The sequence below is a fragment of the Mycobacterium bulgaricum genome (genome assembly GCF_041287165.2).
Classification (GTDB): Bacteria; Actinomycetota; Actinomycetes; order Mycobacteriales; family Mycobacteriaceae; genus Mycobacterium; species Mycobacterium bulgaricum.
Window position 1 is genome coordinate 42,855 of sequence record NZ_JBGGKV020000009.1, and the last position, 11,715, is coordinate 54,569.

An 11,715-nucleotide genomic window follows, 5' to 3' on the forward strand; every position below is an offset into this window, starting at 1 on the left:
CGAGCGACGTCACCGGCCTCGGGATGACGTTCGGGACCTTCGACGAAGGCCGGGCGTGGGTCGGTCATCGCTCCGAACCGCGGCATGCGTGGTTCCCGATCGACCGCTCGATGGTGTTGTACTACTGCTCGCTCGTCGAGGACGCGAACCCCCGTTACTGGGAGGGTGAGGACTGCCCGCCCGGGCTGCTGATGAGCCTCGGCTTCGCGCCGCAGTGGGTGCCCGGGTACCTAGCGCGTGCCGACATGATGTTCGCGCTCAGCGTCCCGTTGCCGGGCCACCACATCATCAACGCCTCGACGACGACGGAGTTCGAACGCCGGCCCCGGGTAGGCGATCACGTGTCGATCGTGGAGGAGATCGCCTCGATCTCCGAGCCCAAGACGACGCGGGTGGGCACCGGTGTGTTCATCACCACGGTGAGCACCTTCTCCGACCAGCACGGTGAGGTCATCGGCCGCAACACCAACGTGCTCTTCCGATACGACACCGCCGATAGTGAAGGCGCATCATGAACGACTCCACCGAGCGCAGCATGGTCCGCGTCCCCGTGCGGTTCGAGGACATCGCCGTCGGCGACACCCTGACGCCCGTCTCGATCGAGATCAGCTACAAGCGCATCTGCATGAACGCGGCTTCGACATGGGACTGGTTCCCCGGTCACCACGACCCCGACTACGCGCGCAGCCAGGGCCAGCGCACGATCTACCTGTCAACCCTCTTCTTCCATGGCTTCATCGACCGCGGCCTCAACGAATGGGCCGGACCCGACGCGCTCATCCGGCGCCGCAGAATCTCAATGATCCGGTCGATCTATCCGGGCCAGACCGCAACCCTGAGCGGCAAGGTCGTGGCCAAACGCGACGATGGCGGACGGCGCCTCGTCGATCTCGAGTTGCTCGTCTCGAGCGAAGATGGTCCGTGCGTGCCGAGTGAAGCCACCGTTGAGCTGGCCGACCCGTTTGTCGAGGTGCCGGGGTGAGCTGCCACTCACATGCGAGGCGACGGTGAGGGACGGAGGCTCGGTGGCCGAGCAACCGGTTCGCTACGAGGTCGTCGACAGCGTGGCCTGGCTGACGATCAACCGGCCCGAGGCGCGCAACGCGCTGAACAACGCTGTGCGCACGGGGCTTTTCGACGCGGTACGCCGCTTCAATGACGACGACGCGGCGAAGGTGCTCGTCCTCACCGGCGTGGGCGATAAGGCGTTCTGCGCCGGCGGGGACTTGAAGGAGATGGCGCAGAACGCGCTCAAGGTGCCCCCGAAGGACTTCGCTCCGCAGTTCGGCCGCAACATCGATGTCGCGAAGCCGACGATCGCGGCCGTCAACGGTGTCGCGTTCGCCGGGGGCTTCCTGCTCGCGCAGCAGTGCGACCTGGTCGTGGCTGCCGAACACGCGACCTTCGCCGTCAGCGAGGTCAAAGTCGGCCGCGGGTCGCCGTGGGCGGCACCGCTATCGTGGCTGGTGCCCCCACGCGTTGCCATGCAGATCCTGCTGACCGGCGACCCGATCACCGCCGAGCGCGCCCACCAGGTCGGCTTAGTCAATGAGGTGGTGCCGGCCGATCAGTTGCGCGAGCGTACCCGGCAGTTGGCGCTCAGCATCGCCGCGAACGCACCGCTATCGGTGCTTGCGTCCAAGCGCACCGTGTACCTCTCGGCACAGCACCACCTCGCCGCCGCCTACGACCTGGCCGACGAGATATGGGAGCCGGTCTATCTGAGCGACGACGCGCAGGAAGGCCCGACGGCGTTCCGCGAGAAGCGCGCACCACAGTGGAAGGGACGCTGACATGGCGGTGACCATGCAGTCGGTAATCGCCGACATCGAAGCCGAAACGGCCGCGTTGCGCGAACTCATCGCACCGCTGCCCGAAGGTCCGCGCGGCTGGGACGCGCCGACTCCGGCCGTGGGCTGGGCGATCCGCGACCAGATCAGCCATCTGGCGTTCTTCGACGACGTGGCGGTGCGCTCGGCCACCGACCCCGACGGTTTCAGCAGCGACTACCTGCCGATGATGGCCGACGGAAGCATCTCACCCGACGTCATCGCTGAGCGCTACCGTCAAATGCCGGCTGCCGACCTGCTCGCGTGGTTCGACACGTCGCGTGCAGCCCTCGTTGCGGCGTTCGCGGACATTGCCCCGGCGACCCGCCTGCCGTGGTTCGGGCCGACGATGAGCGCGGTCTCGTCGCTGACAGCGCGACTCATGGAGACCTGGGCGCACGGCCAGGACATCGTCGACGCGCTCGGCGCGACCCGCGAGGCCACGGCACGGCTGCGGCACGTGGCCCACATCGGGGTGGGTGCGCGCGCTTTCAGCTACCTGGCCAACGGTCTGGACCTCCCCGCGGACCCGGTACGCGTCGAGCTGACCGCTCCGGACGGCAGCGTCTGGACGTGGGGGCCAGCCGACGCCGCCAACCGCGTGAGCGGGCCGGCGCTGGACTTTTGCCTGTTGGTGACCCAACGCCGCCACCGCGACGACACCGCTTTGGTCGCCGACGGACCGCTGGCCGACCAGTGGCTCGCGATCGCCCAGGCCTTCGCGGGGCCCCCTGGCGGCGGGCGCGTGGCGGGCCAGTTCGCAGGGGGTCAGCGGTGAGCGTCCCGGTCCGCATCGGCAACTGCTCCGGCTTTTACGGCGACCGCATCGCCGCAGCCCGCGAGATGGTCGAGGGCGGACCGATCGACGTCCTGTGCGGTGACTATCTGGCCGAGCTGACCATGCTCATCCTGGCCAAGGCCCAGGCCAAAGACCCGTCCGGCGGGTACGCGCGGACTTTCCTCACCCAAATGGAACAGGTGCTGGGCACCTGTCTCGATCGTGGCATCAAGGTCGTCGCGAACGCGGGCGGGCTGAATCCCGCCGGCTTGGCCGCCGCGTTGCGCGAGCTGTCCGCACGTCTCGGCCTCACCGCGCGCGTCGCGCACGTCGAGGGCGACGACCTACGTGGCGACCTCCACGCAATCACGCCGCCCGTCGGCGACATCAAACCGGTGTCGGCCAACGCCTACCTCGGCGCCTGGGGCATCACCGAGGCGCTGCATTCGGGCGCCGACGTCGTCGTGACCGGCCGGGTCACCGACGCATCCCTCGTGGTCGGTCCCGCGGCCTGGTGGCACGCCTGGGCACGCGCCGACTGGGATCGGCTCGCGGGTGCGGTCGTCGCCGGGCACGTGATCGAGTGCGGCCCTCAGGCGACGGGCGGCAACTACGCGTTCCTCGACGAGATCACCGACCGCCGCTACCCGGGGTTTCCGATCGCCGAGGTCGCCGAGGACGGCTCTTCGGTGATCACGAAGCATCCCGGCACCGGGGGACTGGTCTCAGTCGGCACGGTCACCGCCCAGCTGCTCTACGAGATCGCTGAACCTGCCTACCTCGGCCCCGACGTCGTCGCCCACTTCGACACCATTCGCCTGGCTCAACAGGGTGAGCACCGTGTCGCGATCAGCGGTACGAAAGGCAGTCCGCCGCCGGACACGTTGAAGGTGGCGCTGAACGAGGTGGGCGGCTTCCGCAACACGATGACCATGGTGCTCACCGGCCTCGACATCGAGGCCAAGGCGGCCTTCGCCGAACAGCAGCTCTTCGACGTTCTCGGCGGACGCGACGCCTTCGACGAAGTCGACGTGCGACTGTTGCGTTTCGACGTCTCCGATGCGCCGACGAACGAGCAAGCCTGCGCGCACCTGCGTGTGACGGTGAAGGACGCCGACCCGCGAAAGGTGGGCCGAGCCTTCTCCGGCGGGGTCATGGAGATCGCCCTGGCTGGTTTCGCCGGCTTCCACACCACCACGCCACCGTCCTCGGAGACCGCGTTCGGCGTCTACCGGCCGGCCTACGTTCCGCGCTCGGCCCTCACGCACGTGCTCGTCGACGCCGACGGCAATCGGCACGTGATCCCTGACCCGCCGACCGGTGCGGTCCCGCCGGCTGGGATCGCCCCGCCCGCGAAGCTGCCGGCGCCATCCGGGCCGACGCGGCTCGCGCCGCTCGGGTCGGTACTCGGTGCGCGGTCCGGAGATAAGGGCGGCAACGCCAACCTCGGACTGTGGGCACGCGACGACCCCGGTTACGCGTGGGCGCGCGAGTACCTGAGCGTCGAGCGGCTGCGCACACTGCTCGGGCCGGAGACGGCGCACCTGCGCATCGAGCGCTTCGAACTGCCGAACCTGCGCGCGCTCAACGTGGTGGTGCACGGCTTGCTCGGTGACGGGGTGGCCTCCTCGACCCGGCCGGACGCGCAGGCCAAGGGGCTCGGGGAGTACGTGCGATCCCGAGTGGTGGACGTTCCCGAATCGCTGCTCGACACACACTAAATCCGGTGCGGGGCGCCGTCTACCTGCTGTGTAACCGCGCGGCTGAACAGCGCCGCAACGGCCGCGGCGGCCAGCATCGCCTCAATCGTCGCGTCGTCCAGCGACGCCGGCATGTACGCGGACGCGTTGAGCAATGACAGCACGGCGGCGACCAGGCCCTGTGCGCGCTCACGGTCCAGATCGCCCCGTGCTCGTACGAGCGCGTCGACCCAGAAGGACTCGTACCTGTGCTGTCGGCGTCGCAGGGCACGGGTCGCCAGCGGCGACAGCGAGCGGTGCTCGCGGGCGTAGACGGCCAACAGGCCGCGTCGTCGCGCGCCGAAGGCCGCGTGTAGGTCGACAAGGGCGTGCAGGACCTCCGTCGGTGTGCCGGCGTTGGTGGCGCGCCGGGCGCCGGCCAGCAGCTCAGTCATGGCGGCGTCGCATAACTCGCGCAGGATCGCGTCCTTGTTCTGAAAGTGCCGGTAGACGGCCGGCCCGCTCACCCCTGCTGCGGCACCGATGTCGTCGATGCCCACGGCGTGAAAGCCTTGCCGCGCGAACAGGTCGGCGGCGGCCTCGAGGAGCAGTTTGCGGCGCAAACCGGCCACTTTCAGGCCTCCTGTCGATTTGTGGTTACGTTGTTCGCCGTCCGATCCGCTGGGCCGGGCTGGGATCCTACCGGCGCTGGGGTTGCCTGCGTCGGCACCCGCCGCACCAAATCAAGGGAGGTGAACGAAACCGCTAGCCCCCGCCGATGCTGTCGCATCCTCTTCTCAGTTCATGATTTAGGGGCCCTGCTTCGAACCCGCGATGTGCAGCGGCACGACTCAGCGCAAAACGACTCCGCCCTCGATGCCCGTGAACTGCGCGCGCAGCTCGGTCTTGAGCAGCTTGCCGGTGGCATTGCGCGGCAGTTCGGCGACGAAGTGCACGTCACGCGGACACTTGAAGTGTGCCAGCCGCTCCCGGCACCACGCTACGATCTCCTCGGCGCTCGGCGCCTGTGTCGCCGGGTCGGCGACCACGACCGCGACGACGCGTTCGCCCCACTTCGCGTCCTTACCGCCGATCACGGCGGCGTCGAACACCGCCGGGTGGCGGAAGAGAACCTGCTCGACCTCGATCGGGTAGACGTTCTCGCCGCCGGAGATGATCATGTCCTTCTTGCGGTCGACGAGGGTGATGAAGCCCTCGGCGTCCATGCGCCCGAGGTCGCCCGTGTGGAACCAGCCCCCGCGTAACGCCTCGGCGCTCGCCTCGGCCTTCATCCAGTAGCCGGTGAACACATTCGGGCCGCGCACGATCAGTTCGCCCACGGTGTCGGTCGCGACGTCGCGGTCGTCGTCGTCGACGATGCGGGCGTCGACATGCATTGCGACGCGGCCGATCGACCCGGCCCGCGTGCTGACGTTCTCGGCGTCGAGGACGGTCACCAAGGGAGCGGTCTCGGTCATGCCGAAGCCCTCGGTGAAGGGCACGCCTCGCTCGCGCATGAAGTCGATGACCGTGAGGGGGACGGGCGACCCGCCGCCCATGGCGAAACGCAGCGCAGACAGGTTGAAGGAGTCGAAGTCGGGCACCTGTGTGAGTGCGGTCCACATGGCCGGCACCATGAACTGGACCGTGACGTGGTGGTCGGCCATCGCCTGTAACGTCGCTCGCGGCTCGAAGGACGGCATGATCACGCTGGTGCCGCCGACGTACAACAGCGGCAGGGTGTGTACTCCCAGCCCGCCGATGTGGAACATCGGCGCCACCGCGACGGTGACGTCCTCGCCCCGCAGGCCGATGTCGGTGCCGAGGACGTTGATCGCGTTCCATAGCAGGTTGTCGTGGGTGAGGATCGCGCCCTTGGGTCGGCCCGTCGTCCCCGACGTGTACATGATGAACGCGGGGTCGCGGCCGTCGACGTCACCGTTGAGCGGTTCGGGCGCGGCGCCCGAGACGACGTCTTCGTAGCCGAGCTCGCCCGGCGCCGGCACCCCACCGGCGCGCACGACATGGCGCACGCGGACTCCGGACTCGGTGACGGCGCTCCTGGCCTGCGCGGCGAACGGCTCGTGGAAGACCAGAACATCGGCGCCTGAGTCGGCCAGGATGTAGCCGATCTCGGGTCCGGCAAGGCGCACGTTGAGCGGAACTGCAAGTGCGCCGATTTTGGCGCAGCCCAGCAGCACCTCGATGAACTCGGTCGAATTGACCAGCAGCATCGCGACCCGATCGCCCTTGCGCACGCCGAGGGCGATGAGTGCGGCGGCGACCTGGTTGGTGCGCCGATCGAGGTCGGCGTAGGTGATGTGCGCGCCGTTGCTGATCAACGCGGTGCGCCCGCCGTTGAGGAAGGCGCGCCGGCTCACCCACTGACCGATGCCGAGTTGCATTCGATTCCCTTTCATTCCGCGGCGACTCAGTAGGACGCGGGCAGTTTCAGGCTGTGCTGCGCCACGAAGTTGAGGATCATTTCGCGGCTGATCGGCGCGGTGCGCATGAGCCGGGCCGGACCCCACAACGTGGCGAGGCCGTACTCGGTGGCCATGCCGTTGCCGCCGTGGGTTTGAATCGCCTGGTCGAGCGCCAGGATGCCCGCCTCGGCTGCGGCATATTTCGCCATGTTCGACGCCTCACCCGACCCCGGATCGCCGGCGTCGTGCAGGGAGGCGGCACGCTGAGTCATCAACCGGGCCAGCTCAACCTGGATCTTGGCGTGGGCGAGCGGGTGCGATACGCCTTGGTGCGAGCCGATCGGCGTTCCCCACACGTGGCGGTTGCGGGCGTAATCGGCGGCTTTATCCAGCGCGTAGCGACCGATGCCGTTGCCGAGCGCCGCCCCCATGATTCGCTCCGGGTTCAGGCCCATGAAGACCTGGCGCAGGCCCTCGTTCTCCGCGCCGATAAGGTTGGCGGCCGGCACGCGGACGTCATCGAAGAATAGAGTGAACTGCTTCTCTGGAGTGACCGCCTGCACCGGGATGAGTGACTTGGTGAGCCCGGGGACATCGGTGGGCACGACGAGCAAGCTGAGTAGTCCGCGACCACTGTCGTTGGTAGACGTTCGGGTGACGACCAGGATCGCTTCGGCTTCGTCGACACCAGAAATGTAGTACTTGGTGCCGTTGATGACCCAGTCGTCGCCGTCGCGTTTCGCGGTCGTGGAGATGTTGTGCGAGTTCGAGCCCGCGTCCGGCTCGGTGATCGCGAATGCCATGATCGTCTCGCCGCTGGCGATGCCCGGCAGCCACTGCTGCTTGAGTTCCTCACTGCCGAATGCCTGGATGATCGTGCCGCAGATGGTCGGCGAGACGACGGTCATCAGCAGCGGGCAGCCCGCCGCGGCGAGCTCCTCACCGACGATCTGCATGTCGTAGATGCCGCCGCCGCCGCCGCCGTACTGCTCGGAAAGGTTCACCCCGAGGAAGCCCTGTTTGCCCACGGCCTGCCACAGCTCGGTGCTCTTCCCGCCGGCCAGCGACTTTTCCAGGTAGTACTCGTGTCCGAAGTCCTTGGCGATCTCGGCGACCGCCTTGCGCAGGTCCTGACGTTCCTCTGTCTCGTGCAATTCCATGACACTCCTCACATCGGTATCGACGCGCCACCGATCGGGAGCGCGCCGGCTTCATTAGAGCTCCGTGGCGTCCGACGCCACTTCACCGCCGTCCACCGCCTCGACCACGGCGAGGACGTCACCGCTCGAGACCTGATGGCCGACCTGGACCGGCAGGGCGCTCAGCACCCCGTCGATCGGGCTCGCGACGGTGTGCTCCATCTTCATCGCCTCCAGGACGACGAGCGTTTGACCGGCTGACACCGTCTCGCCCTCGGCGACCGGTAGTCGGATCACCGAGCCCGGCATCGGCGCGGTGAGCGACCCGGGCGGGTTCAGAGTGCTCGGGTCGACGAAGCGTGGCGCCAGCCGCAGGGCGGAGTAGCCGGCGACCGAGTCGAGGTGGGCAACATCGCCGTCGAGGACGACATCATAAGTGCGGCGCACCCCGTCGACGCGCAGCACCACCCGCTCGCTACTGCCCTCGACAACCTCGACGTCGGCCAACGGCTCGTCGTCGACCTGCAGGCAGGTCCCTGTCGAACCTAACGTGTACCCGACGCGCACTTCGCGCCCGCCCTGGGTCTGCCAGGTTGTGGTCTGCGGCTGCGAAGGGTTGTTGCGCCAGCCGGCGGGCAACGTGGCCTGCAGAGTTGCGACGGCACGCCGCGCGGCCACCCCGGCCACGGTCGCCGCGACGGCGTGCAGGCGCTCGGACTGCGTGTCTGGGAGGGCAGCGCCGAGTTGGGCGACGTCGTGTCGGTCAAGGAACCCAGTGTCGGTGCCCCGCCCGGCGAACTCGTCATGGCGCAGGACGCGAACAAGCAGGTTGCGATTGGTGGTCACGCCGTGAATACGGGCGCCGGCCAGCGCCGCCGAGAGGCTGGCAAGTGCCTCGTCGCGCGTTGGTGCCCACGCGATGACCTTGGCCAGCAGCGAATCGTAGTAATGACTGATGACCGAACCGGCACGAAAACCCGAGTCAACCCGCACGCCGGCAAGCGCCGGGACATCCAAGGTGCGCAGGGTGCCGGTACAGGGCCGGTAGTCATCGGCCGGATCCTCGGCGCACAGCCGGGCCTCGACCGCGTGACCGCGAATTCGCGGGTTGTGCATCTCCTCAGGCAGCGGGCGGCCCATGGCTACGAGCAGCTGGGCACGCACCAGGTCGAGGCCGGTGATCAGCTCGGTAACCGGGTGCTCGACCTGCAGCCGGGTGTTCATCTCTAGGAAGGCGAAGGAGTCGGCTTTGCCATCCTGAGCGGCGTCGTAGACGAACTCGACCGTCCCGGCGCCTACGTAGCCGACGGCGCGCGCGGCGGCGATGGCGGCCTCGCTCATCCGAGCGCGCAACGCGTCGTCGACGACCGGTGACGGCGCCTCCTCGATCACCTTCTGGTGTCGACGCTGCACGGAGCACTCGCGCTCGAACAGAGAGACGACGTTTCCGTGCGTGTCGGCCATGATCTGGATCTCGACGTGGCGTGGGCGCTGGACGTAACGCTCGAGGAAGACGGTGCCGTCGGCGAACGCGGCGGCGGCCTCACGCGAAGCGGAGGTGACCGCTTCGTCGAGCTCGTCCGGCGACGCGACAATGCGCATGCCTCGGCCACCGCCGCCGGCGCTGGCCTTGACCAGCACGGGGTAGCCGACGTCGGCGGCCAGCTTCGCCAGCTGCTCGGCCGATAGCCCCGTCGTGTCGCCACCGGGCAGCACAGGCACCCCCGCGTCGGACATCGTCTTCTTGGCCTGCAGCTTCGAGCCCATCGCGTCGATCGCCCCGGGCGGCGGACCGATGAAGACGAGGTCGGCGGCGGCACAGGCGCGCGCGAACCCGGCGTTTTCCGAAAGGAAGCCGTAGCCGGGGTGTACTGCGTCCGCGCCGGTGAGCGAGGCAGCGGCGATGATCCGGTGGATGTCGAGGTAGGTCTCGGCGGCAGACGAGCCGGGAAGGTGCACGGCCTCGTCGGCGTCGGCGACGTGCCACGCGTCGGCGTCGGCGTCGGAATAGACCGCGACGGTGGCGATCCCGAGATCGCGGCAAGTGCGGAACACCCGCCGCGCGATCTCGCCACGGTTGGCGACCAGGACCTTGCGGATCTTGGGCATCGCCATCACATCCGGAACACGCCGTAGCCACGCTGGCCACGGACCTCGCCGTTGTGGATCACCGACAGGCAGAACCCGAGAACGGTCCGCGTATCGCGGGGATCGATGATCCCGTCGTCGTAAAGTCGGCCGCTGTTGGCCAGTGCGACGGATTCGCGCTCGATCTGTTCCTCGACGGCGGCGCGCATCTGGGCGTCGGCCTGCTCGTCGAAGGGCAGCCCGCGGTCGGCGGCGGACTCGCGCGCCACGATGGACAGCACTCCGGCCAGTTGCGCCGGACCCATCACGGCCGACTTCGAGTTAGGCCAAGCGAATAGGAAACGCGGTGAGTACGATCGCCCGCACATGCCGTAGTTCCCGGCACCGTAGGACGCACCCATGGTGATGGTCACGTGGGGGACCGTGCTGTTTGATACGGCGTTGATCATCTTGGCGCCGTCCTTGATGATGCCGCCCTGTTCGTACTCGGCACCGACCATGAAACCGGTGGTGTTCTGCAGGAAGATGAGGGGGGTGTCGATCTGATTTGCCAGTTGGATGAACTGCGAACCTTTCTCGGCCTCCTCACTGAACAGGATGCCCCGTGCGTTTGCGAGGATGCCGACCGGGAAGCCGTGGATCGAGGCCCAGCCGGTGACGAGTGACGTGCCGTAGAGAGGTTTGAACTCGTCGAAGGCCGAGCCGTCGACCACTCGGGCGATGACGTCGCGGGGGTCGAAGGGCACCTTCGGATCGACCGACGCGATGCCGAGCAGCTGATCGGGGTCGTGCACCGGTGGGTGCGGCGGCGTGGTGGGTCCGGGGCCGTTCTTCCGCCAGTTGAGCCGCGCCATGATGCGACGGCCGATGCGGATCGCATCCTGCTCGTCCTCGGCCATGTAATCGGCCAGCCCCGAGGTGCGGGCGTGCATGTCGGCGCCGCCGAGCGACTCGTCATCGGAGACCTCGCCCGTGGCCATCTTGACCAGCGGCGGACCGCCGAGGAACACCTTGGAACGGTTGCGCACCATCACGACGTAGTCGCACATGCCCGGGACGTACGCACCTCCCGCGGTCGAGTTGCCGAAGACCAGGGCCAGTGTCGGCAGCCCCGCTGCGCTGTGCTGGGTCAAGTCGTGGAACAGCTGTCCGCCGGGCACGAAGATCTCTGCCTGTGTGGGCAGGTCGGCGCCGCCAGATTCGACGATGTTGATGATGGGCAGTCGGTTCTCCCGCGCGATGGCCATGCCGCGGAACACCTTGCGGAAGGTATAAGGGTTCGATGCGCCGCCGCGGACGGTGGGGTCGTGGGCGATGATCATCGACTCGATGCCCTCGACCACGCCGATGCCTACCACCACGCTACCGCCGACGGGGAACTTACTGCCCCAGGCGGCGAAGGGGCATAGTTCGAGGAACGCCGTGTCGGGGTCGAGCATCAGCTCGATGCGCTCGCGGACAAGCAGCTTGCCCCGCTTACGGTGGCGCGCAACGTATTTCGCGCCGCCGCCGCCGTTGACCAGCGCCAGTTGCTCCGCGATGGTGTCGAGTTGCGCGCTCAGTCCTTCGCGGTTCTTGAGATAGCCGGGCGCGGTGTCGTCGACCCGATCGGGCAGGACCTGTACCAAAGTTTTCCTTCCGGGCGAGCATCGACGTCGATCTACTAGGCGCTGATGTTAGCCGCAATTAACATCAGGTGACAACGGCGCAGGCGGGCGTCGGATTTGTTCCGCGCCGTGGTTCCGTCGAATGGCGAGGATCGAAGCGGTGCGTTCG

10 protein-coding genes are annotated in these 11,715 nt (G+C 68.0%); 5 read left to right on the plus strand and 5 right to left on the minus strand.

Features of this window, described 5'->3' with window-relative positions; translation table 11 throughout:
• Nucleotides 1-23: 23 nt before the first annotated feature.
• From ACAG24_RS21620 to ACAG24_RS21640, 5 genes are read left to right on the plus strand one after another with little or no spacing between them, the layout of a single operon-like run.
• A complete protein-coding gene (locus ACAG24_RS21620; protein ID WP_017205330.1) occupies nt 24-515 on the plus strand; it encodes an FAS1-like dehydratase domain-containing protein in 492 nt (163 codons plus the stop codon).
• Nucleotides 512-982, plus strand: a complete 471-nt coding sequence (locus tag ACAG24_RS21625; RefSeq protein WP_011560592.1) for a hotdog family protein — start codon at nt 512-514, stop codon at nt 980-982. The genes ACAG24_RS21620 and ACAG24_RS21625 overlap by 4 nt, the downstream gene beginning before the upstream one ends.
• 43 nt (nt 983-1,025) lie before the next feature.
• Nucleotides 1,026-1,793: an enoyl-CoA hydratase/isomerase family protein gene (locus ACAG24_RS21630; RefSeq protein WP_011560591.1), complete on the plus strand. Its 768-nt coding sequence runs from the start codon at nt 1,026-1,028 to the stop codon at nt 1,791-1,793.
• Between the two features lies 1 nt (nt 1,794).
• Nucleotides 1,795-2,607, plus strand: coding sequence for a TIGR03084 family metal-binding protein (locus ACAG24_RS21635; RefSeq protein ID WP_011560590.1), 813 nt, complete (start codon nt 1,795-1,797; stop codon nt 2,605-2,607).
• Nucleotides 2,604-4,328, plus strand: coding sequence for an acyclic terpene utilization AtuA family protein (locus tag ACAG24_RS21640; RefSeq protein WP_011560589.1), 1,725 nt, complete (start codon nt 2,604-2,606; stop codon nt 4,326-4,328). Before ACAG24_RS21635 ends, ACAG24_RS21640 begins: the two co-directional genes overlap by 4 nt.
• Here ACAG24_RS21640 and ACAG24_RS21645 read toward each other — a convergent pair.
• The 5 genes from ACAG24_RS21645 to ACAG24_RS21665 all read right to left on the minus strand — a co-directional run bounded on the left by ACAG24_RS21645 (nt 4,325) and on the right by ACAG24_RS21665 (nt 11,567).
• Nucleotides 4,325-4,918, minus strand: coding sequence for a TetR/AcrR family transcriptional regulator (locus tag ACAG24_RS21645; protein ID WP_011560588.1), 594 nt, complete (start codon nt 4,916-4,918; stop codon nt 4,325-4,327). The two genes, ACAG24_RS21640 and ACAG24_RS21645, sit on opposite strands and share 4 nt — an antisense overlap.
• Before the next feature lie 219 nt (nt 4,919-5,137).
• Nucleotides 5,138-6,691: an acyl-CoA synthetase gene (locus ACAG24_RS21650; RefSeq protein WP_011560587.1), complete on the minus strand. Its 1,554-nt coding sequence runs from the start codon at nt 6,689-6,691 to the stop codon at nt 5,138-5,140.
• A gap of 26 nt (nt 6,692-6,717) precedes the next feature.
• A complete protein-coding gene (locus tag ACAG24_RS21655; RefSeq protein WP_011560586.1) occupies nt 6,718-7,872 on the minus strand; it encodes an acyl-CoA dehydrogenase family protein in 1,155 nt (384 codons plus the stop codon).
• 54 nt (nt 7,873-7,926) lie between these two features.
• On the minus strand, nt 7,927-9,960 hold the full coding sequence (locus ACAG24_RS21660; protein ID WP_005116476.1) for an ATP-binding protein: 2,034 nt from the start codon (nt 9,958-9,960) through the stop codon (nt 7,927-7,929).
• Between the two features lie 5 nt (nt 9,961-9,965).
• Complete coding sequence (locus ACAG24_RS21665) at nt 9,966-11,567, minus strand: acyl-CoA carboxylase subunit beta (RefSeq protein ID WP_011560585.1); 1,602 nt, start codon at nt 11,565-11,567, stop codon at nt 9,966-9,968.
• Between the last annotated feature and the right edge of the window lie 148 nt (nt 11,568-11,715).